The sequence below is a fragment of the Paraburkholderia caffeinilytica genome, assembly GCF_051027425.1.
Classification (GTDB): domain Bacteria; phylum Pseudomonadota; class Gammaproteobacteria; order Burkholderiales; family Burkholderiaceae; genus Paraburkholderia; species Paraburkholderia caffeinilytica_A.
The window spans coordinates 410415-432204 of record NZ_CP186553.1 but is presented as its reverse complement, the minus strand read 5'-3'; the positions used below and the strand labels follow the sequence as shown (position 1 = coordinate 432204).

Below are 21790 nucleotides of genomic sequence, written 5' to 3'. Positions count from 1 at the left end.
CAAGCTGATATCCGCGGATTGGCTACCGCATTACAGGTGTCCGCCCAATGAGCCTTCCGCTACCTACCACCGCAAGTCGGATAAGATCCGTTGCCTAACCTGCCCGCGGATTACTCGTGTGCCGGGCTACGTCGCCCTCAGGAAACTCCTCGGGGTGTGGTTACGTTGGATGCAGGCCTACTGTATTTCTCCCCGTTATGTCGTCTGTGTCTCGCGGGGTATGGCGAGCGACAACGACAGCCGGCAGATGTCCCATATGAACCCACTGAGTTCGCGGGCCACTGCAACTACCGCGATATTTTTCTGCTTGCCGCGCGCTACGAGTTTGCGATAGCGACGGCACAAGCGCACCTGCGCGTCCCAAGCACGGTCCACGATGGGTTTCGGGATGCCTTCGTGCCGGCGCTGGATCTCGGGGCTTACGCGGGCCGGGTGCCGGTAACTCCATGCAGCTTCGACTAGCAGTTTTCTCGCATAGCTATTGCCGCATTTAGTGATGCTGCCCTGACGGCGCTTGTCACCCGATGAGTGCTCAGATGGCGTCACCCCTAGCCATGCCATCAACTGGCGGGGATGCGCGAAGCGCGAAAGGTCGCCCAACTCGGCGAGCATGCCCACTGCTGTGGTGAACTGTATGCCGCGCATTGCCTGCAGGCCTAGGACGACCGGATAGAAGCGCCAGTTGACGACCGCCTCACGCAGCGCGGACTCAAGCCGGTCACATTGTGCGAGCCGGTCCTCGATCGCGCGACGCTGTTCTTCGAATGCAAACTGCTGCCACGCACTTGCGAAGCTATATGCGCTCAGCCAGCGCCGGTGCGCTGGCCCCCAGTCAGCACAGCCGGTATAGCGCACGTCGTGAGAAAGCAGAAAGGCCTTCACCCGTTGCCGCGCACGCTTCAAATCGTCTTTGGCAATCACCCATGCGCGCGCCAGATCCCTAAACGCTTCATCCTCGACGCCGGGCACGTACACTGCCGACAGGTCACCCGCACGCAATGATCGAACGAGCTTAACGGCATCACGCCGGTCAGTCTTAATGCGCTCACCCGGCTTCCTGGGAATCAGCGACGGCGCGCTCACCATGCACTCGAAACCTCTCTGGACAAGCTGCCGGTACAGCCCATATCCGCAGGGGCCTGCCTCGTAGACGACGTTAGCGCATCGCGCTTTAGATTGCAGTCGCTTGCACAAACGGTCCACGTCAGCCTGCGTAGTACCGATCTTGCCGAGCAATTCAACCTCGCCCGTTCCGATGGCGTAGGCTGCCGTGATCGAGTCCTTATGAACATCGAGACCTACGTAAAGCGTACTATCGTGTTCCATGCTGGCCTCCGCTTCGGAAATCACCGGGTGCGGCACGTCCGCACCGTGCGGCTCTGACAGCAATGCTAACCCGCGTTTGATTCCCCTTCGACAGGCCAGCCACTGCCTCCAAGGAAGTCATACTGACTACCCGGCCGCAAAGGGCAGGAAAAGATGCGAATACTAAAAAAAGGACTCGCGCCGGTCAAGGTGCGAGTCCCAACGGGGTTCCTAGCTATGATGCACGGGCGCGACCTGAAGGAGAGAGACACGCCGCGTGTAAAGTTAATTATGGACAGCCCCGTGAGCAGCGATATGGGAAATATCCTGGCGCAGGCTTCTGCGCGGTATGGCACCCCAGTATCGGGGATTTTGGCCGCCGGGATGGACGCAGCCCTAGGCAAGCTGATGACCAGCCCGAACGATCATCCGGACATGCGGCGGATCTTTGCGGACCGCGCGATGCTGCCAGTCGATGTCCACGACGAGGTGGGCAAGCGCAGCGGCCATGCGCAGGCCGCGCGCGAATTCGAGATCGCCAATTGGGAGTCAGGCACCCTGACAGGAGGACTCTTTTATGCGCGACTCACCACGATCCAGCGCAATCGAAGGGGATTGACCGCGCCCTATAATGTAGGCTTACTTCATTCGAACGAAAGGGTCTGCCTGATGCCAAACAGATATGCCGCTGAGCGCGGTATTCCGACTGTTCCCGCCTGCAGAAAATCAAACATCCAGCTTCGTTTTGATGGTCGCTTCCTGTTCATGATCGGACCTGCGGGGCGAGCATACGCTGCCGTTTCTGGCCGCCCGACCAGCTCCGGCGGCTTTGATTACTCCCCGGCTCGCCAACGCGAGAGCCGCGAAGGTCCGATTCCTCCCGGCCGGTACTGGATTCAGCCTTCGCAGATGTGGACGAATCACTGGTACAACGTCGCGCCACGCGCGGCATGGGGGGATCACCGGATCACCATTCATGTGTTCCCGGGAACCGAGACCTATGGGCGTGGTGGATTCTTTCTTCACGGCGGCACCCACCCGGGGAGCGCGGGTTGTATAAATCTCCACGGACGAATGGAAAACCTTGTCCGCGATTTACAAACTGCAACCGTTGCATCGCCAGATTGCTACATTCTGCTAACGGTGGAGTACTAACATGGCGAAAAATCGATCCGTGCGTATCGCCTTGGGGGTAGCCTGGCTCGGTCTCACGGTTTTGATTGTCTGGTTTAACGTGATCAATATCGAGGAGGCCTTTGGCAGCGGACCACCGTACTATGGGCAAACAACGAACATGGACAAATGGTTTGACCCACTACCCATGCTCGCAGTAGTTGATGTCCTCGGGATTCTGGTCACGTTCGCATACATCTATTTTTTGACCTGGAAGAAGTGAGTGCTACCGACCACGCTAGAGAGCGCCTTCACGGCGCTTTTTTAACTTTTGTTTCCGACAAATCGGCCGCGCATTCTCGACAAATCGATTTCGCTTTTACACTCGGTTGCGCTTCTCGAAGTACCAGCCTCTCGCCCGGCTTCGTGGCTCTTGATCCACCGCCACAACTGGGGTTTGCATTGACACCAGCTTCGCGAGCCATCCGGGCCACCGACACGCTTGGCAGCAGGCAAGCCTCAATCAGCCGAAACCGGTCATGCTGGTCAAAGCGCCGTTTACCATCGACGCCAACACTCACGATCTTCAGGGGCAGGAAATCGAGATTGCTTTCGCTCATAGGAGTATGTCCACTGAAAAAACAGTGGGCACATCCTGCGCCTATTCAGGACCGGATTCCACGTGCGGGGAATTTAGCGGATACGCTAATGCTCATCGGCAGCATCGACGCATCGTCAGTGCTCCGCAACGAGCCTGTCAGCGCCGGCACTGACGCTGCGGCCCGGGCCTGTGCTTCGAGATACCGTCGACGCCACTTGAACAACATGTCGTCGTTCAGCCTATGTTGCCGGGCGATCTGCGCCACGCACGCGCCGGGCTTCAGCATCATATCGATGATCGACTGCCAGAACTCCGACGTAAAGCTCGGCCGTTTCGGTGCCGCAGTTACCACTTCGCCAAGTTCGTCCACTTTAGACTCCTCCAATTATTCTGGCGGACTCTATGCTGGCCAGTGCTTGTCACACCTTCAAGACAGCACTCATTGAATGCTTACGACTTACCTACAAACTGACGTTGACTTCCTACCCCTGCGGGTAATCGGCAAATCGGCCGACGGCAAGAACCGTTATGAGCGGATGGATGGCAAACGCAAGCTGATCGAGGCTTGCGAGAAGCCCGGAGCCTCAGTGACCGGATTGGCACTGAATGCCGGCGTGAATGCCAACCAGCTTCGCAAATGGACATTAACCTAGCGCGCACAAAGACACATCCCCGACGTACACGGCAGTCGGCACCAGCCAATGCGCCGACATTCGTTCCTGCTCTGGAAATATGTGATGCTGAGCCTGTGCACTTGCCGTCCAGGCCGGCGCTGGGCCAGTTGCGGTGCGGCGTGAGCCGATGCGATGTAAGCGTCTGGCCATCCCGTCTTGAGTTACGCTGAAGGTCTTGGGAGCATCGTATCCACTTAAATTGGTGGACACGTGAACACTATCGAAGAAGAAACACCACTTGGCCGTCGTCGACGCCGGCGCTATAGCGTCGAGTTCAAGGCCCAGGTGGTGGCGGCTTGCCAGGGCCCCGGGGTGTCGCTCGCGGCCATCGCGTTGCACCACAAGCTGAACGCGAATCTGCTGCGACGTTGGGTAGAACAGGCCGAAACGAACGATTGCGTGCTGGTGGCGCGTAGCGACATGGCGGCGCCGTCGCCACCGGCACCGTCATTTGTGCCGTTGCCGCTTGAGACGAGAAGCGCGCGTCCGGCTGAGATCCGCATCGAAGTTCGTCGCGCAGACCACTCGATTACGGTTAGCTGGCCAGCATCAGAGGCAGCGCAATGCGCTGCCTGGCTGCGAGAGTGGCTCGCATGATCCGAATGAGGCATGGCTGGCAGTCGACCCGCTCGACATGCGTGCCGGGTTCGACACGGCGCTGGCGCGGGTGGTCAAGGTGTTCGGCGCCGCGCATCCACACCATGCCTACCTGTTCGCGAACCGGCGGGCCAATCGCCTGAAGGTGCTGGTTCACGACGGCATCGGAATCTGGCTGGCAGCGCGACGGCTGAACGAGGGGCAATTCGTCTGGCCGTACGCGGGCAGCGAACCAAAGCAGCACGCACTCACGCAGGAGCAGCTCGCGGGTCTTGTGGTCGGTTTGCCGTGGCAGCGCATCGGCCCGAACGGTGTGATCCGCGTCGTGTGAGGCCGCCCGGGACGTAAACTGTTGCGCTTCCAGGGTGCCAGGGGTTCTGGCAGACTGATCTCCATGAACCTGCCCGCGGACCTCAACGCCCTCAGCCCGGAACAGTTGCGCACGCTCGCTGCGCAGCTGATTGTCCAGGTGCAGGACAGAGAGCGGGAGATTGGGGAGAAGACGCGAGAGGCCGAAGAGAACGTACGCGAGCTCCAGTACCGACAGACGCGTATCGAGCAACTGAGCCACGAGATCTCCATCCTCAAGCGCCAGCAGTTTGGCCGGCGCAGCGAACAGTTCAGCAGCGAGCAGATGAGCCTGCTGGAAGAAGCAAGCGACGCGGATCTGGCCGCCATCGAACTGGAACTCGAGCAGCTTCAGCCGCAAGCCATGGTCGGCCAGTCGCCCCAGCAACCGAAGCGCGCATTACTGCCGGCGCAACTGCCGCGCAAAGAGATCCACCACGAACCGGATAGGACCGTCTGTCAATGTGGCTGCGAGCGCGTGCGTATCGGCGAAGATATCAGCGAGAAGCTGAACTACACGCCGGGCGTGTTCACGGTTGAGCGGCATATCCGTGGCAAGTGGGTATGCAAGCACTGCGAAACGCTGATCCAGGCACCGGTTCCCGCGCACGTCATCGACAAGGGAATTCCGACCAAGGGACTGCTCGCCTCTCTGCTGGTCGCCAAATACGCAGACCACCTTCCCCTATACCGTCAGGAGCAGATCTTTGGACGGGCGGGCCTGGCAATACCGCGATCGACACTGGGTGCCTGGGTCGGCACGTGCGGTGCACAGTTGCAACCACTGGTCGATGCTCTACATCAGGAACTCCTGCAGCAGAGTGTGCTTCACGCGGATGAGACGCCGGTGCAGATGCTCAGTCCCGGTAAAGGGAAGACACACCGGGCATATCTGTGGGCGTATACGCCCACGCACTTCAGTGCGTTGCGTGCTGTGATCTACGACTTCGCCGTCAGCCGCGCAGGCGAGCACGCCCGTACATTCCTCGCCGACTGGCAGGGCAAGCTGGTGTGCGACGACTACGGCGGGTACAAGGCTTCATTCCAGAAGGGCATTACTGAAATCGGATGTGCTGCACACGCGCGGCGCAAGTTCTTCGACCTGCATGCAAATCACAGCAGCCAGCTTGCCGGACAGGCCATGCCGTTCTTCGCCGCGCTTTACGATATCGAACGCGACGCCGCTGTGCTGGATGCCGAAGAACGGCGCAAGCTTCGGCAGAGCCGGGCCAAGCCGGTGTGCGATGCACTGCATGAATGGATGATGGCGCAACGCAAGCTGGTTTCGGAAGGTTCAGCGATTGCGAAAGCGTTGGACTATAGTCTCAAGCGTTGGGAGGCGCTTACGCGTTATCTCGACGACGGGCACGTGCCTATCGACAATAATTGGGTAGAAAACCAGATCCGTCCATGGGACATCGGAAGGGCCAACTGGTTGTTCGCCGGCTCGCTTCGAGCAGGTCAACGCGCTGCCGCCATCATGAGCCTGATACGGTCTGCACAACTTAACGGACATGACCCGCACGCCTATCTGAAGGACATCCTCACGCGGCTGCCGACCCATAAGGCGAGCGAGATCTCTGCATTGCTGCCACATCGCTGGCGCCCGACTGTGACCGTCGCCTAGCGCAATCCGTCAAGACGGGTTTGCTGTGCGCTTACGATGCGATCCTCGCAACGCCCACCGTTGCCTTCACGGCTGGTAATGCAGCTGCCCAACGGGGTAAGTCTTGAACTTGAATGTGCGCAACAGAACGCGGCACTGCTCAGGGCGATGATCGACGCGTTAAGGAGTCGCAGATGCTGCGCTTCGCCGATGACCTGCACGCAGCATCGATGATTTGGTCATGCGATTGTCCCTTTGCCGACGCCGTCCTTGAAGGACGCGTCATCCAGCGCGTACGCAGCTACTTCACCAGTTCCGCTTTGAGTACGCCATGGGCCAGAATGAACAGGCTGCGGATAATCGTTTCGTGCGAGACCTGCATGGTTTTGTCATAGGGATACTGCAGTTTCAACCAACCTGCGATCTGCTGTGGCGCCTATTTCAGTTTCAGCTTACTGGCGACTAATCGACACAGTTTGCCGGACGGCCAAGCGGCACGGTTTGGTCGCTTCGCCAATTCCCAAACTCTCGCATCTGCTGACGTTACCCTGTATCAGCTCGACCCACTGCGGCGCATGACTTCACAGATGATCGTCGATGGAGAGCGACCGAGGCTGCGCACGATCTGGCGGATTGAAACGCCGGCATGGAGCCGCGCGAAATCTCCTCCCGCTCGGTAAGCGATGGTGCCCGAGGCGACCGATTCCATATCGTTGGCGTGTGCCGCCGTTCGGTCGAACGAACGAACGCGTGAATCGATGCTGCATGCTTGCCCTGCGAGCTGGCCGATATTGCCTAGCAACTCACCATCTTTACCACAACATCGCCTTTTGGCCGGCGGATGGCCCACACCGCGTATTCTTGTTCACCCACCTTACATCCTAGGACGACATTAAACCAGAAGGTGTTGCGATGACGAGTTGAACCCGTCACCGCTTTTTTAACACGTCGCGCTCCATAATGACCACCGCCAGTTCACGCTTGACCCTCGACAACTCTGCCTTCAGTCGCAGCATACCGTCGACCAAGATCGCGTCACTGCCTGCTCACGAAACTCCTTGCATAGCTTCCTTTTGAGGCTCAATTCAGGGGCCCTCCGCTTCCGCTATTTTATGAAACGTTGGCCTCTGCTTTTTTCAGTCTACCCCACAATTGCTAGGGCAGCTCTTTATTCAGGCCCCTGCATTCACCCGGCGACACGGGCAGCCTCCTCCGCTTCCGTAGGGACAACTTCGACAGGCGACTTCTTCTTGTCAAATTCTCACGTAATGTGGTCCCGGACACGCCGATATTCTCAATTAATGTGGACACCGCAAACACTGATGTAACCGATTCCCACGATTTGTGTTACCGGACCGCTGCTCGTAGCCATCATCCCGACTGCGCTCCGGCATTCATGTTATGTGAACATCTCGCCGACCAGACTGCGCCCGTCCCCCTGCCTCCCTACTGCGATGAGCGGCAACCTGATCAAGCGCCCAATTCATGGCAATTGTTTTCGCCTCCGCCTCGGCAAGACAGCGAGGACCGATAAGTCCGGAGCGAGCAATGCGATTTCCGTCATAGCGCACCTCCGCCGAGGCGCGATACATTGCATTACCAACAGGTTCCACAACAATGCGTATCACATACCGCGCTTGGTAGTTGATTTCTATACCCGGCGGCGAACTCTTCAGGCCGTATGGCCGATAGACGCGGCTGTTGTTAAGTGCAGGAACTCCCCATGCCGCGACGCCCGGTTCTTCATTTCCCCGTTTGGCGCTTTCGGCATTGCCTGGTCTGTTGTGGTCTCCCACACGTTGCCCATTCTCTGGCGAAGAAGTCGACGGCGGGTTTGTTGCCGTATCGTGACAAAACCTGATCCGCTCTGCATACCCTTCACCTAGGGTCCGGCCATTTTTCTCCAATCTATGAAAGACTTTTTCAAGCACTCCGTCCTTTCGCCATTTTCCGTATTGCCTGCGCACAGTCGGAACCGACGGATAGCGCAGCGGTAAATCGGACCAAGGTTCTCCGGTTGTGAATATCCATACGAGTGCATTGACAATCCGACGAACATCCGCGTTCGGTCTACCGCGTCGATTAGCATGTCGCTCGAAGCAATCGACAAGCGGCGCGATCAGGGCCCACTCGTCATCACACAACTCTAAGTAGTCCATGGATTCTCTCCTTATCCTCGAAATTCCTCTCAGCGAGAAACTCTTCTCGCTATCCAGAGCACTCGTCTGGATTTGTGAAGATGCCATGTGCTCTAGATCGTCTAGTGTTACCTTGCGCAGATATCGCGGCTCGTCCGGACTCAGAACACACGCCCTAGCTGTCTCTTCGTCTAACTAGCAGATTTTCCGCCCCCCGCAGGGACAGGAAGTCAAAGTCAGTTTGTAGATCAGTCGTAAGTTGCATCCGCAATATGGTTGGCTGCGGACTCAATCTTGCTCCTTCCCCCGTTCCAGACGAACCGGAAATACCGCTTACGAATAACCACTGCCATCTACTGCGATCGAACAACCATCCTGCTTAATGCGCGAATCCCTGCTGGTAGAGAGCAGCGTTTACTATCCTTCCTTCGTCCTCGTCGTTTGCGCACGCGCGTCTACGTCGCAGTCGACAACGCCTCGCATCGCCTCATCGCCGAACTAAAGAAAACTCTCGCCGCGCAAGTCCGGTAGAAACAGGACCAGGATGAGAACGCCCCAAACGCACCACTCCCCTTAATTTGTACCCACGGAGGTTTTATTTGGCATCGCTTTCGGGGAATTTGCAATCCATGGGGCAAGGCCAAATTCGGTTAATAGATGACAACCGGCTTTGATCGAGGCTCCTGGAGCCGCCTGAGTGCATTGTCGCCAACGCCAGATGACCTTCCAGTGACAGACTTCGTGCCTTCTCAACCACAATGGCATCAACAAATATGTTTGCCAGCCCTGCTGATGGCCGAGCGTACTTTTCCTCCCATTGGACAAATCAATGGGATGCAAGTCTTTCTCTATCGCTGGTCATCAACTCTGTAATATCCTTACCCTTAACCTCTAAAAGTAAGAGTTCAATCCTACCGTCATCTGCTTCGGCCCCGACGGAGCCTAGGACATCCTTCAAATCATGTGCACTTGGCTCGGTGTTACCGCCCTTTGCATGTGCGCTGACGGGATTTGCTGCGAGTCCCAAGGCCAGGCTGAAAAGCAAGCTAATACATGGCTTAAGTAAAAATCGAAATCTTCGTTTCATTGTGGTTGCCCTCCAATGATTATCGTCTCGGACAGCGTGAAACGGGTATTCCCTCCCTGGCGCCGAATTACCTTCATCATGCATTGCATCCCTAGGATGTACCAATGATCGAGTGGCGTGTGGACATATTACGTTTTCACGGTATTGGTTGAACCTCGGCATGAACGGCTCCATTGCTGTCTTCGGCAGCCCCGGCTTCAAATTGGCCGCCTATTGAACATGCTCTGACGACGGCATTTTGTCCGCCTGCCGGTGTGCCATCGTCAGCGGCGGCGAGGCTACCGGATGCCACATGAATAGGGTGAACAGTTCCGGCCGCGGTCTCATAGTTACCCACCATTGTGCCGTTGTTACCAAGACCGGCGATCGTGCCATGACTCGCACCCGGAGGCAGAGTAATTGGCAGCGCGTTGATATTGCCATCTGCGGGATCCCAGATGGCGGGTTCGTACATGCCCGCATGCGACTGGCTACCTAGGAACTTCACCGCCACCAGCCCCGTGTCATTCAGTGCAGTCCCGCCGGTACGCAAGGCTTGATTGCCATTGACTGTTTGAAGCACCATTGATCCTGAACCGCCCACGCCCCATACAGCAGCCCAATGTGTGTCGATTCCGTAGATACACTCCCCGAGAATTGACCCAGCAAGGTCAATCTGGTCGATACGACAGTAGCTTGCGCCGTTCGGCACGGGCAGCGCCGAATAAGGACCCGAAAGCGACATCCATAACACAGCTGTATTTCGTCCACCGCTGCCCCCACCACCTGGACAGTTCCCCACGACAGAAGGTGCCTTCGCATCATTGATATCTATTGGTATGCAGTTGGCCTGCGGTACCAGCAGAGGTGCGCCCAACGGCGTAGCACCATTGCCGTCGGCAGTCCAGAATACCGGTAATCCCGTACCGTTGCCGTCCACACTCTCGCCAATTACGATGCCCTGCAGATTGCCCCCCGTTGCACGAGTCTTGACGCCTCCACCAATGATTCCCAATAGCCCGGCATAGGGCCTCAACTGTATGGGGGCACCCGGCGAACCCGAGAACCAAGACACGGCCTGAAATACATTATTGGCGTCCCGGCAGGCGCCTACAATGGTTTCCCGGCCCACTGCTGCATTATTAGTCATGTTGACCGAGCAGGGTACACCGCCTGCCGTACCCGGTAGCGATGCCAATTGGATAGCGGCTCCCGAAATTACAACGAAGGCCACTGACATATTTGAAATCTTGCAGTTCTCGACCACCGTGCCGACATCATTGACATCGGCGGCAACACATTGACTCACGCTGGGCGGATTATCATCCGTCCACGCGTAGGTCCGCAGCGGTATAAAATTAACCACTACCAGAATAATCATTCTGCCATTTTTAAGGTAACGTTTCATTTTAAGCTGTCCGCGTTGCCCCTGATATTTGTCATATGCATCCATTCTGGTGCACAGCCAGAAATGCCTCGACACATCATTTGAGATGAAAATCCGGGAGAAATTATTTTGCCTTTCTTACATTTACACTTCGATTATGATTTTTCCATCCCAATCATTGAGCAGACAATTATCAATCTGACACGGAGTGAGTATAGGAAATATCTTTAAAAATTCCAGAATTAATTTACGGAAAGCATTTTTTAATTAAGACTTACGCAAACCACCTCGGGCCGACGGGTTGTTTTTTCGAGTCCGGAAGGTAGTCGCACACGGGGCATCTGAAGATGCCCCACCACTATCCTCACAAATTGGAAATCTGACCAGCCAAGCCCGGCATGATTCCCGCCCCCAGTCGCTTCCATGATCCGGGGCCCCCGGGTCTAGTCGGTAGCTGGTGATCGCTAATAGGGGCTCGGCCGAATGATCTTGGGGCAGTCTGTAACGTGAATGCCGGGACTTGCCGCCCGATGTTGCAGGCAAATCCGCTCAACGTGCAAAAACCTCGATGCAAGAGAACCAACGACATAGCTCCGTCGATGTATTCGTCGGCGTCGATGTCGGCAAGGGCCGCCATCATGTCGTCGCCCTCGATCGGACCGGAAAGCGCCTTACGATAAGGCGCGTCCAAACGATGAGACCAAACTGCGCGCCCTCATCACCGAACTCAAGACGTCCGGCCAACTTCTATTCGTCGTCGACCAGCCCGCCACCATCGGTGCGCTATCGCTGGTAGTCGCCCATGATGAAGGTGTTCTGGTCGCATATCTACCGGGTCTGGCTATGCGCCGCAACGCTGATCTGCACGCTGGTGAAGCCAAGACCGATGCCCGCGATGCCGCCATCATTGCTGAAGCCGCGCGCTCAATGCCGCATACGCTGCGCTCACTTCGACTGGCTGACGAACCACTCGCCGAACTCACCATGCTGTGCGACTTCGACGACGATCTCGCCGCACAGATCACGCAGACCAGCAACCGCATTCGCGGCCTGCTTACCCAAGATTCATCCCGCGCTGAAACGAGTTCTGGGGCCGCGCCTCGACCATCCGGCCGTGCTCGATCTGCTTGAGCGGTAACCGTCGCCAGCCAAGCTTGCCGCGACCAGCGAGAAAACACTCGCCAACCGCCTCACCAAACTTGCACCTCACATGGGCAAAAACCTGGCTGCCGAAATCGTTCAGGCGCTCAGCGAACAGGCTGTGGTCGTACCCGGTACCCGGGCAGCAACCATCGTCATGCCGCGTCTGGCCCAACAGCTCGCGTCTTTGCGCAAACAACGCGACGAGGTTGAACGCCTGGTGCACGCACACCCTCTTTGGCCGATCCTGACCAGCATGCCGGGTCGGCATCAGGACCGCCACCAGACGCCTCACGAAGTCGCTCACAAAGCCTTCGCATCGGCTGCGCATCTCGCCGCCTACGCCGGCCTCGCCCCGTTGCCGACGCTCGGGCTCGTCCATCCGTGGCGAACACCCGTCCAGACGGGGTAACAAGGTACTCAAGAGAGCGCTATTCCTCCCGGCCTTCGCTGCCCTGCGGGACCTAATCTCAAGAGAACTATTACGCGCGCAAGGTCCAGCTCACAATCAGGCGCTCATCGCTCTCGCTCGACGACGCTGCGACGTGCTGCGCGACGGCACCCTCTACCAACCAAAATCCGCCCCAAACGCTTGACGAAGCACATAGCCCCCCTGAGCCGGCAGGTTGATCATTGACCAAGGCACGCCCTCCTCGCCCCAAAAAAGGAAAAAACAAGCAATCGAATCAGTCTTCCAGAATAGACAAGTGCCCTCCGAACTCGAGCCTTGGATCATATTCCGCATCACCGTTTAACGCCTGGGTGCGCACACTAGCGCCAAGCCAGTCGCGCACTTCGAAGGATTTCATCCAGCTAGGCTATACGGAAATTTCCATCTCCATGGTCGCAGCGATCGTCTCCCCCATATCACCTTTGCAGCGAATATGTAGTACGACAGGACACTGGACGCCGCAACACATTCAACCAGAAACGAGAGCGAGTCCGATGCCGGCACAAGCCGCGATGCGTCGAGGTCGACTCGCACGACCGTGTAGTCGACTTCCCTGTCCAGAATGTGATGCAGCAGACGGCTCCTCACCTGCGAAACGGTATCTGCCAGTATCGCTACTGGCCAGGCTGGGTACCCCGAGAAATGCCCTGCGAACCGGCTCGCGGACAGAGGGCGGCTATGAGCTGTAAGCGACAGTCCGTGTGGCAGATCGAAATCCAGAGAAATTGGCTCGCAGTATGGGGAGCTGACGGGACACTCAACGGGAGCAGCCTGGTATTGCTTGAAGACACGAGCAAAGACTGACTCTTGCAGCGCCTGGTATTCACAGCGCAAATGCGCAAAAGGGGCGTCGTCGGATGCCGTCGCCTGCGCGATCAGCATTCGTCCATCCTGGTGGAGGACCTCCGCAACTCCGTGATATGCCTCATCAGTCTTCAGCGGACGAGCGTTGCGCAGGAATTTGAGGCACGCTTTGGTCGCGAGATAATAGGTACGCTTCGCAGGGCGCCCCGCCACGGCAGCGCAGGAACCGAGAATCGCCAGATGACGGCCGATCTCGGCGGAGGAAACGGGGCCACGCTCATAACCGATCTGCTGTTCCGGAGTAAAGATACCTTGGACCGCCGTTGCACCTCTTTCTTTCAGAGCGCTAAATGCGAAATATGGCGGCTGAACGGCGATACGTTCACAAACCGTAGGGATATCGAGATTCCGCATGGTGATTTTCCTCTATAGTGGGGTTCGAATACCGTTAGGCCGAATTCCCCCACTTCGAAACAGATTTGAGCCACACCCGCATTCCTCGTCCACTGCGGTGCAGTGACAACGTAGGCGGGCCCCTTACGCAATCAATCCGTAGCCTCCGCTCCCGACTTTTACACCCGCAGCCCCCGCTACCCACCGTCGAAATCCTGAATACAATCCGTGCTTCTCGCGTAACGTAGTCGTCTTCGCCTTACCCAATGCAAGCGAAGCCACGCATCAATACCAAGCTATCCGTATGTATTTGATATTTCACGCTGGCATGCCCCTCCGACTAAAAGTCATTGCAAATAAAGATTCGGGCGTTCGACACAAGTAATAAATAGCCAGCAGTCGCCCGACACCGGGCTCACAGGACATATAGATGTGCCAGCACTTATTGACATGGTGAATACTACGTTTAACAATTTCTTGCACCACCTATCAATTTGGGTAGGTAGAACAATAGAGGTTCAGTTACATTACCGTCAGGTTGATGTGTCGCGAATGGCGGAAAGAAACCGACACTAGACGACGGCATCGATCAGGAACGGGAAATGGTTCCTATTCTGTGGGTGCGTAAACCCTAACCGCAGATTTTTGCCGAAGTCTTTAAATATATTAGCGGGTGCTCGACCGGGCAGACAATGTCAGAAGATATATCCTCCACTCCCGAGCAAGGGGATGATTCTTCGGGACGAAATGAACAGACACTGTGCGTATTTCGGGGATGGTAAACAGACGTTTCGACGAAGCTGAACAGATTGGAAGGCGGTGTTGCGTAGTGCATGGATTGCATGCGTGAGTGTTCGGACTCAGGCAACGGTGTCGTCGGGTTTGTTCTTTTTGCGCATGGATTCTCCCTTCAAAGGAAGCTTGTGTGCCTGATGAACAAGGCGATCGAGAATGGCATCGGCGAGCGTGGGCTCCTGCAACCAGGCATGCCAGTATTCAAGTGGCAACTGGCTGGTGATGATTGTCGATCCGGTGCCGACGCGATCGTCGAGCGCTTCAATCAGGTCGTTACGAGCGCCCTGATCGAGATCCTGCAGCCCCCAGTCGTCCAGCAGGAGGACGTCCATCTTTGCAAGTTGCGCCAGTCGTCGGGTAAAGCTGCCGTCGCCGTGCACAATCTTCAGTTCTTCGAACAGGCGGGCAACTCGTAGATAGACTGTTCGGCACACCTGTTGGGCAAGCGTACAGGCAACCCACGTTATTCCTGCGCCGGGTGGACCGCTCTATATGACGTTCTGCGCATTGCGAATCCAGTCGCAACCGGCGAGCGTGGCGACGACACGCTAATCAAATCCGCGGCTCTGACGATATTCAATGTCTTCGCTGCAGGCCTGCGGGTTCTTCAGTTTCGCCGTTTTCATCAAGCGTTCGAGGCGCCGCCGCGCCACGTGAGTTCACGCTTGACGACGATACCGAAGCGTTTTTCGAATGACGGGCTCGAACTGGCGGTCAGTGAGGCCTGCTCCTCGAGGGCGCGGGCCATGCCATCGAGTTTGAGCGCTTTGAGTTGGGAGAGGGTTTACTGCATTAACATCGAGACCTCCTGAGGTCAGTGAAAGTAGTCAGATCCGTGCACGTTTTCATGTTCGGGAGATTGCCCTGAGGTGAGCGGTAACGGGAGCGCTAGCTGCCGGTCAAGGCCTGATTTGAGGATCGACAGGACGGAGCGACGTGTCGGCGAGCCGATGACGAGTGCCCGCTGGCAGGCGGTTTCGAGCCTCTCCATGCCGTACTTTCGTGCAAGGCTAAGCAGTCCCAGGCAATCCCGGTAACTCATCTCGGGGTGCGGCCAGTTGGTCAGCAGGTGGTTGACGATCGTCTCGGCGCCAAGACCAATTGAGCCCCCCAGTTAAGAAGGCGACCGGGCGTCCATTCCATGTGGGCGCGATGGGCCGCTGGCATGTGCTCAGGCAGCGTGGTGTGCTTGCTCTTGAGACGACTGCGCGCGTGCGCGGCGACGAGCTTGCCTCCATGCAGGACCTCGACGCGGTAATCGATGTTGACGCGACACTCCTAGAACGAGGCGATTTCATACCGACGGGATGGCAACGCGCGTAATGCCGGTTGATCCAGTCGTTCGAACCATTGACGACGATTACCCTTGAGCTTGCTGAACGGGCGCTGGCTCAGATTGGTGATGAGCTTGCCGATGGTCCGGCTCAGTTCGGCGACGCTGAAGAGCGATGATTGCGCAGCCGGGCGAGAATCCATCGCTCCACGATCTGCACGCCGACTTCGACCTTTGCCTTGTCCCGTGGCTTATGCGGGCGTGCCGGTAGCATTACGGTTGCGCAGTGATTCACGAAGTCCTGCGCGGTTCTGCCAAGCCCCGGCTCGTACCGATCCGGCTTTGCAATCAGCGCCCGAGGATTGTCCGGCACGAGCATCTCCGGAACCCCGCCGTAGAATTCCATCGCGTCGATCAACCCGCCAATCCAGTCCCGGGTTGTCTCCGAGCGCGTCGCGCATGCATACGTGTAGTTCGACGCGCCGAGCACGGCAACGAAGATATGGGCGTCAAACGCGACACCGCCGGTGCGATCGAGGATCGGCATGGGCTGTCCGGCGAAATCGGCGAACAGCTTCTCGCCCGCGCGGTGCTGCTGGCGCATCGAGCACTTGAGCGTCCGCACATAGTCCTTGTAGCGCCGCCAGAACTGCGTATAGCCGTACGTGCGTTCACCAGCATGGGATCCGACGTATTCTTCCCGGAGCAACTGCAGGGTCACGCCCTTACGTCGCAGCTCCCGGTGAATCACGCCGCAATCACGCTCGATACGTTTCGTCGAAACTGGAGACGCCGCAGGCAGTAGCCCTCGCCGCTCGAGCTCCACATCTTCCATCTGCTCCACTATTGCCCAGTCAAGGCTGACCCCGGGCCGCACCCTGTATCTGCCGGTACGTAAGATTACACGCCCATTTCAGGTGAAGCACTTCCTTGATTCTGCGCATGATTGTCCGGTGAGCCGGCATCGCCAAGTTCTCCCAAAGGGAGCTACGTTAATGCCAGCGGATTGGTCCATACGCAGCACTGCCAACCTGAAACCGACGGTCCGCTTCACTCCACTGAACGCTGAATTCGGAAATCCGAACAACCATTTCGGCAAGCCGAACAGCCCTTTCGGAATACCGGCGTTCTTGTCCGGCTTTAACCGAAACGCGTGTTCGTCATCCAGCGAAAACCGTATTCGGCTTCGCCGAAATACGCACAAAGGCGCCTCTGCGAGATCGTGCCCTAATGAATGTCTGGTTCTGTGGGCCGGCAGGTCTCGGTCAAGCGCTTCGACTCGACCTCCTTGCGTGTGGGCTGGCAGCCGGCGATTTCCGTCAGGAACCATTCGAGATGCGTTGATGCGGGCAATGTCACGCGTCAGCGTGCGCCCTGTACGGTAGTAGCCGGCGCTCCCGCACGGCAATCACCCGCCCTTCCGTCACCTCACGCTTGAGGATCGTTACAAAGTCCGGCCATTGCTGAAAGTAGCTGCGGTGTGCCAGACAATGGTCAAACAGAAAACGAACAAGTGATTCGCGTTCGGTGGTGTGTCCTGGCAGATCCGGATTGTTCCACACCGGGTTGAACGATCGAAGAAACACCTGATTGTCCAGTTCGACCCGTCTACGCTCCTGTTCAGATGCAAATGCCAGCATCCTGCCGTCTTTCGCCCGAAATTCACTGGTTCCGTACAGTAACCAGGTTTCGAACTGATCGGCATGGACACGGGTCGGAAATGAAATCACGTAAATCTCCAGTAAGCGATCCGGGAACATCGTACGCGCGCCAATGAAATTTACGCGCTGGCGCACGGAGGTACGCGCTCGCAAAAGTACCCTGCTATTTAGAAAAGAATTTCAAAAATTCGTGTTCTGAATGTCTCGAATTTCCTACCGTCTACGGACGACTAACACTGAGAATGCGCACAATACCAAAGCGACCTGCCACGGCCTGCCGCAACCCGCCATGCGCAATGGAGACTCGCCAATATCCAGATTCGTGGTCAAGCGATTTTTCCGCCGGCTCTACCAATCGGTTTTGTGCTGACGCAGCGATGTCCGGCAATCACACAAGTACTCAATGCCACCATATCAAGGTTGTTACCCCATGCAGTTGCGCTTGAGTGGCTTGACGCTCCTCACATAAGCGTCAGGCGGCTTCAATGGCACGAATGTGAAAGGATTTTGTGATCGCCCAAGGCACTTTCAAGGTTTTCGATGCGATTCTCCAGCCTCCTTACTCTGTTCTCAAGGTTAGATTCCGCAGTATCCCCTCGTATCCAAGCATTCAGAATCAGGAGCACCGCACGTATTGCGCACCAACAGCCCATCAATTCCAACGTGGAAGTTGTGCGTTCCGTCAATCTCAAGGTTGAAAACATTTACAGATTCGCACAGGTCATCGAGTGTTCTGACTCGAAAGATTGGCACCGCAGCGCTGGCTGCAACAGGTCACCTTCACCAAGACCGGATGCGACCGTCCATCGCGCCGACAGGATGACAATGCGCCACCGAAACGTCGCTCGTCCTTTGCGCGTGAGGCTAATCGATGAAAAAAGGACGGGAGAGTCTTCCGCGGCATATTTGAACGCGTTAGGCCGCGCAACGGGACGCCTGATCGCCCAGCGCTCAGGCTGCGACTCATGGGCGTAGGGCCGGCTCGTCCTGCGACGACAGCAGAGTCTGTCCAGATGTTTCGAACTTCATGATGCTGCTCACCGCAGATCGCATCTCGAACTCTACTATCAACGCATGAACACCAGAAATCCTCGTCAACGGGTCGTATTTCTGCCAGCCAGTTGGCTGGGGAATGCACCGGCCGCCCCTGATCCGGCAGAACATGAACGAATGAATGTTCACCGCGCTTGCCCTGTCGTTGATGTTGCCTTTGCGGTTCTCACCAATGCGCACATTTCTCGACCAAACGGAAAACTGGTTCGGGACACTACCCGCCGTACAGTACATCAGTGCATTGAGAACCACATATCCGCCAAGATCGGATGCGGACATCAGCACTTTCTCAGCGGTAATTGATAAAACTTCAGCGCAGATGCCACCTCATCACCGATCAGAAACTGCCGCACCGGCCAAATAATGGATAACAGGAATCGCTCATACAACGCCGCGGTCAAGTACGCCTGACAACAAGATCGCCAACATCATGCAGAAGCGGCAAACAGTCCATCAATCGGGCGATCGGCCTGTCCAACGACTACGCATAGTCGAAAGCCCGACGCCTGCACAATCAGGTCGCCATTATCGAGTCGACTACCAGCAAGGGCAACGGGGCGACCTGCCCATTGCAGCGCTGAGCCGGCGCCATTCACAATGGTCGCTCTTGAACCATCAGCATATTCAACATGATCGCCAACGCATGCCACAGGGCGCCCTTCCAGCAATAGATGTGCACTTGTCCGATCGCAGACTACCGTCCCGCCCGCCAGGGTCTTCGCTCCATCCGTGACAACCAGGTACCGCGCCCGGATATCCCCGTTTGCAGAAATTACCTCGTCGCGCGGCACCGTCGGCCCAGCCTGCACGTCACGCTCTGACTGACCGTTCATGGCTACCTCACGGCCACTGCCGTTACACTGGACATCAGCGCGGCACCACAGGATGTGTGATCCCCCGCAAAGGCGACCTGACTGCCCCCCAGTGTCAGCAGATCCGATCCCTCTGCAATGGTGCAGGTCGCTCCCGGATGCGTACCGCAACTGCATACATCGCCCACTCGCGCAAGCCGTTTTCCATCAAGCGTAGCGGGGCCGCTCGCGCCAGTTACTACGCAACCTTCTTCTGTCATATCACCGTCGACAATTACACATCGCATCTGGACTACTCCTGTTTGATTTGCGGTCCTTTTATCACGCATAGCAGACGTGGGATGTCCGCCTTATACTGCCCCGGTCGAATCGGCACCAATCAGTGTGCCAGGAACCGACAGGAGGACACTTTGCGCGAGCATGCCCCCGTATCAGGTCCCTTCAGGCTGACTGGATCACCACATTGCCACGCAGATTGATCGTTCCATCTGGCAGCATTTCGATTTCGGAGGCGCCGCACGCCAAGCGCAATCGAACTCCTGCGGTCATTTCGTACAGCCCGATCACGTTCGTAACCTTTGCGCCACCCACCTGCTCAACGCGTCCCGTGCCAATCACCTCTTCAACTGCACCCGCGACTATTAACGCATGAGCCCCCCCTACCACTACCACGTAGCCGCCGCCAGCGATCAGGGCCTTTGCAAGCCCCACGAGTTCGCCGGATATCTCTGCAACCTGCGCGATCAGCTTGCCCCCGATTACAACGGCTTCGCTCTCGCCCACATTCTTGCTGCGGTTCGCGCCGATCGTTACCGACTCATCAGCGCCAACCGTACGCCGACGATTTTGTCCAACATCATGTGTCTCGTCGCGTTCAACCTCAGTGCGCTGATCACGTTCGGCGTGGATCCAGAGTTCTTCTTCCCCAAGCTTGTCCTCAAACCGGATCGCATTGGCATTGTCATAACCTCCGCCGCGAGTCGAGCGCGACAGTACTCCGCTTTGCGTGGCGTTTGCCGGCAAAGGCCACGGCGGAACGCTTACGCCATTGAATACCCGTCCAGTAATGATCGGTCTGTCAGGATCGCCATTCTCGAAGTCGACGATGACCTCGGAACCGATGCGAGGAATATGGATACTGCCGTAACTATTCCCTGCCCAGGCATGAGATACCCGTATCCAGCACGACGCATTCTCGCCGCGGTTCGACGCACGATCCCAGTGGAACCGGATCTTGACGCGTCCATACTGGTCGGTCCAGACTTCCTGCCCTGACGGACCTGTCACAATCGCTGTCTGGGGGCCGCTCGTTCTGGGTTTGGCCACTGTCCTGCACGGCCTGAATGCCACGCTCGACGGCTGCACAACAAATTTGCTCCGGATCTCAAAGTTAGCCGAACCACTAGTCTGTGCGATTTCCGTTGCGCTCAAGGTCGCCTTGAGGACAAGATATTCCGCGTTGCTCTGCGCCACGGGATGATCCAGCAACCGTACCATCTTTCCGCAAACGACCTCGCGCAGGTTGCCCTCCCCACAGGCACGTGCACCATACGCATATAACTCTTCCATGCGAAGTCGGGCCATACGCTGCCCCTCGGGCAACGTCGTGTAATCGCCCGGCCATTCGTACTTTTCAAACCCGTTTTGAACCGTATCCTGCGGCTCGGCGACCACTGCCTGCAAGCGGGCTGCGGGCTTCGTGAAGTCAAAATCATCCGTTCTCCACTGTCCTGGCTGCAAGCTTCTGAGCGACTCGAATGCATGAACGTACGGTCTATCAGTCCCGTAGCCCTGCGGATGATAGTAGATATCCCGACAGGTTTGAGCACCCTGCGGCATATGTGCTTCCATGTGATCAGCCAACACCAGGCGATGAATGCCATTGGCATGCTCGAAGAACCAGTAGATGCCATTCTCCTGCATCAGGCGCTGGATAAACGCAAAATCCGTCTCGCCGTACTGGACCTGATATTCCAGCGCAGGATACTGTCCCGAGAGTCGCCGTTCATACGAGTACGCATAGCCGGCAAGTACCTCATCGACAATCTCGACCACGGTCCTCATCTGGAAAATCCGGTAGTTCGAGCATTGGTCCGCGAGAAACAGCCACGGCCGCAGACAAACCCGGTATAGCCCCTGCCGGCCCATATACCCCATCGACCGTGCGTCTGCGACGAGGCCGCTGATCTGCCTGACATCGCTGGAACTATCAGTGCCCGACTGTGCGCGATCCAGCGCGATCGACACAGTCAGTTCCTTGCCGATCATCGAAGCCAGATCCAGACTGGCCGCCTCTACCCGCGACATCCCCCCGGGCTCGGACAACGACAGCAAATCCAGCGTGTACTCGTACAGTTCCGAGAGTGACTCCTGACCCTGGATCCCCCCCAGTTTCATGACCGGCATCCCATCGAGATCATTGGGTAGGGCGGCACCGCTCACCGACAAGGTGCGCTCCGCGCGAAATATCTGCATGAAAAAAAGCTCCTGGTAGCAAACCAAAGAGCGGAGCGCACCCTCCCTAACCAGAGCAGCTCCGACAACCCGATAAACCGGGCATTCACTACACCCGG

General features: G+C 57.2%; 18 protein-coding genes and 3 pseudogenes. 7 read left to right on the top strand and 14 right to left on the bottom strand.

The window, feature by feature from the left end:
* Positions 1-195 precede the first annotated feature (195 nt).
* On the bottom strand, positions 196-1326 hold the full coding sequence (locus ACOSV0_RS22500; protein WP_434113719.1) for an IS110 family transposase: 1131 nt from the start codon (positions 1324-1326) through the stop codon (positions 196-198).
* 282 nt (positions 1327-1608) lie between these two features.
* On the opposite strand from ACOSV0_RS22500, the gene ACOSV0_RS22495 reads away from it, so the two are divergent.
* Together ACOSV0_RS22495 and ACOSV0_RS22490 are read left to right on the top strand one after the other, a co-directional pair.
* A complete protein-coding gene (locus ACOSV0_RS22495; RefSeq protein ID WP_434113717.1) occupies positions 1609-2460 on the top strand; it encodes a tlde1 domain-containing protein in 852 nt (283 codons plus the stop codon).
* A 1-nt stretch (position 2461) separates the two neighbouring features.
* On the top strand, positions 2462-2701 hold the full coding sequence (locus tag ACOSV0_RS22490) for a hypothetical protein (RefSeq protein ID WP_434113714.1): 240 nt from the start codon (positions 2462-2464) through the stop codon (positions 2699-2701).
* Positions 2702-2729: 28 nt separating this feature from the next.
* Here the strand turns inward: ACOSV0_RS22490 and ACOSV0_RS22485 are convergent, their stop codons facing one another.
* Complete coding sequence (locus tag ACOSV0_RS22485; protein ID WP_434113711.1) at positions 2730-3038, bottom strand: hypothetical protein; 309 nt, start codon at positions 3036-3038, stop codon at positions 2730-2732.
* 45 nt (positions 3039-3083) lie between these two features.
* Positions 3084-3389, bottom strand: coding sequence for a transposase (locus tag ACOSV0_RS22480; RefSeq protein WP_434113709.1), 306 nt, complete (start codon positions 3387-3389; stop codon positions 3084-3086).
* Between the two features lie 76 nt (positions 3390-3465).
* Here ACOSV0_RS22480 and ACOSV0_RS22475 point away from each other — a divergent pair, with 76 nt between their 5' ends.
* The 4 genes from ACOSV0_RS22475 (at position 3466) to tnpC (ending at position 6265) form a co-directional block, all read left to right on the top strand.
* Positions 3466-3672 (top strand): hypothetical protein, encoded by a 207-nt coding sequence (locus ACOSV0_RS22475; protein ID WP_434113707.1) that lies wholly within the window; start codon positions 3466-3468, stop codon positions 3670-3672.
* A 231-nt stretch (positions 3673-3903) separates the two neighbouring features.
* Complete coding sequence (tnpA, locus tag ACOSV0_RS22470) at positions 3904-4290, top strand: IS66-like element accessory protein TnpA (RefSeq protein WP_434113705.1); 387 nt, start codon at positions 3904-3906, stop codon at positions 4288-4290.
* A gap of 37 nt (positions 4291-4327) precedes the next feature.
* Entirely contained in the window at positions 4328-4621 is a 294-nt protein-coding gene (gene tnpB, locus ACOSV0_RS22465; RefSeq protein WP_434113704.1) for an IS66 family insertion sequence element accessory protein TnpB, read from the top strand.
* Positions 4622-4684: 63 nt separating this feature from the next.
* A complete protein-coding gene (gene tnpC, locus ACOSV0_RS22460; protein WP_434113702.1) occupies positions 4685-6265 on the top strand; it encodes an IS66 family transposase in 1581 nt (526 codons plus the stop codon).
* Between the two features lie 1373 nt (positions 6266-7638).
* Here the strand turns inward: tnpC and ACOSV0_RS22455 are convergent.
* From ACOSV0_RS22455 to ACOSV0_RS22445, 3 genes are all read right to left on the bottom strand, one after another.
* Entirely contained in the window at positions 7639-8403 is a 765-nt protein-coding gene (locus tag ACOSV0_RS22455) for a transposase (protein ID WP_434113700.1), read from the bottom strand.
* Positions 8404-9208: 805 nt separating this feature from the next.
* Entirely contained in the window at positions 9209-9469 is a 261-nt protein-coding gene (locus tag ACOSV0_RS22450) for a hypothetical protein (protein ID WP_434113697.1), read from the bottom strand.
* Positions 9470-9605: 136 nt separating this feature from the next.
* A complete protein-coding gene (locus tag ACOSV0_RS22445; protein WP_434113694.1) occupies positions 9606-10856 on the bottom strand; it encodes a hypothetical protein in 1251 nt (416 codons plus the stop codon).
* A 547-nt stretch (positions 10857-11403) separates the two neighbouring features.
* On the opposite strand from ACOSV0_RS22445, the pseudogene ACOSV0_RS22440 reads away from it, so the two are divergent.
* Positions 11404-12571 (top strand): annotated as a pseudogene (locus tag ACOSV0_RS22440) (IS110 family transposase).
* 209 nt (positions 12572-12780) lie between these two features.
* Here the strand turns inward: ACOSV0_RS22440 and ACOSV0_RS22435 are convergent.
* The 8 genes and pseudogenes from ACOSV0_RS22435 to ACOSV0_RS22400 all read right to left on the bottom strand — a co-directional run bounded on the left by ACOSV0_RS22435 (position 12781) and on the right by ACOSV0_RS22400 (position 21692).
* A complete protein-coding gene (locus ACOSV0_RS22435; protein WP_434113693.1) occupies positions 12781-13644 on the bottom strand; it encodes a hypothetical protein in 864 nt (287 codons plus the stop codon).
* 839 nt (positions 13645-14483) lie between these two features.
* A pseudogene (istB, locus tag ACOSV0_RS22430) lies at positions 14484-15166 on the bottom strand (IS21-like element helper ATPase IstB).
* A 66-nt stretch (positions 15167-15232) separates the two neighbouring features.
* Positions 15233-16656: pseudogene (gene istA / locus ACOSV0_RS22425) on the bottom strand (IS21 family transposase).
* A 390-nt stretch (positions 16657-17046) separates the two neighbouring features.
* Entirely contained in the window at positions 17047-17421 is a 375-nt protein-coding gene (locus ACOSV0_RS22420) for a hypothetical protein (protein WP_434113690.1), read from the bottom strand.
* Between the two features lie 894 nt (positions 17422-18315).
* Positions 18316-18684 (bottom strand): PAAR-like protein, encoded by a 369-nt coding sequence (locus ACOSV0_RS22415; RefSeq protein WP_434113688.1) that lies wholly within the window; start codon positions 18682-18684, stop codon positions 18316-18318.
* 149 nt (positions 18685-18833) lie between these two features.
* A complete protein-coding gene (locus ACOSV0_RS22410) occupies positions 18834-19238 on the bottom strand; it encodes a PAAR domain-containing protein (RefSeq protein ID WP_434113685.1) in 405 nt (134 codons plus the stop codon).
* Positions 19239-19240: 2 nt separating this feature from the next.
* Positions 19241-19477, bottom strand: a complete 237-nt coding sequence (locus ACOSV0_RS22405) for a PAAR domain-containing protein (RefSeq protein WP_434113682.1) — start codon at positions 19475-19477, stop codon at positions 19241-19243.
* 181 nt (positions 19478-19658) lie between these two features.
* Positions 19659-21692, bottom strand: a complete 2034-nt coding sequence (locus ACOSV0_RS22400) for a type VI secretion system Vgr family protein (RefSeq protein ID WP_434113679.1) — start codon at positions 21690-21692, stop codon at positions 19659-19661.
* Positions 21693-21790: the final 98 nt, after the last annotated feature.

Coding starts and splice junctions, on each gene's coding strand:
- ACOSV0_RS22490 (WP_434113714.1), top strand. CDS start 2,462: ATGGCGAAAAATCGATCCGTGCGTATCGCCTTGGGGGTAGCCTGGCTC.
- ACOSV0_RS22455 (WP_434113700.1), bottom strand. CDS start 8,403: ATGGACTACTTAGAGTTGTGTGATGACGAGTGGGCCCTGATCGCGCCG.
- ACOSV0_RS22450 (WP_434113697.1), bottom strand. CDS start 9,469: ATGAAACGAAGATTTCGATTTTTACTTAAGCCATGTATTAGCTTGCTT.
- ACOSV0_RS22405 (WP_434113682.1), bottom strand. CDS start 19,477: ATGACAGAAGAAGGTTGCGTAGTAACTGGCGCGAGCGGCCCCGCTACG.
- ACOSV0_RS22400 (WP_434113679.1), bottom strand. CDS start 21,692: ATGCAGATATTTCGCGCGGAGCGCACCTTGTCGGTGAGCGGTGCCGCC.
- ACOSV0_RS22500 (WP_434113719.1), bottom strand. CDS start 1,326: ATGGAACACGATAGTACGCTTTACGTAGGTCTCGATGTTCATAAGGAC.
- ACOSV0_RS22475 (WP_434113707.1), top strand. CDS start 3,466: ATGCTTACGACTTACCTACAAACTGACGTTGACTTCCTACCCCTGCGG.
- tnpC (WP_434113702.1), top strand. CDS start 4,685: ATGAACCTGCCCGCGGACCTCAACGCCCTCAGCCCGGAACAGTTGCGC.
- ACOSV0_RS22435 (WP_434113693.1), bottom strand. CDS start 13,644: ATGCGGAATCTCGATATCCCTACGGTTTGTGAACGTATCGCCGTTCAG.
- ACOSV0_RS22445 (WP_434113694.1), bottom strand. CDS start 10,856: ATGAAACGTTACCTTAAAAATGGCAGAATGATTATTCTGGTAGTGGTT.
- ACOSV0_RS22485 (WP_434113711.1), bottom strand. CDS start 3,038: ATGAGCGAAAGCAATCTCGATTTCCTGCCCCTGAAGATCGTGAGTGTT.
- ACOSV0_RS22410 (WP_434113685.1), bottom strand. CDS start 19,238: ATGAACGGTCAGTCAGAGCGTGACGTGCAGGCTGGGCCGACGGTGCCG.
- ACOSV0_RS22415 (WP_434113688.1), bottom strand. CDS start 18,684: ATGTCCGCATCCGATCTTGGCGGATATGTGGTTCTCAATGCACTGATG.
- tnpB (WP_434113704.1), top strand. CDS start 4,328: ATGCGTGCCGGGTTCGACACGGCGCTGGCGCGGGTGGTCAAGGTGTTC.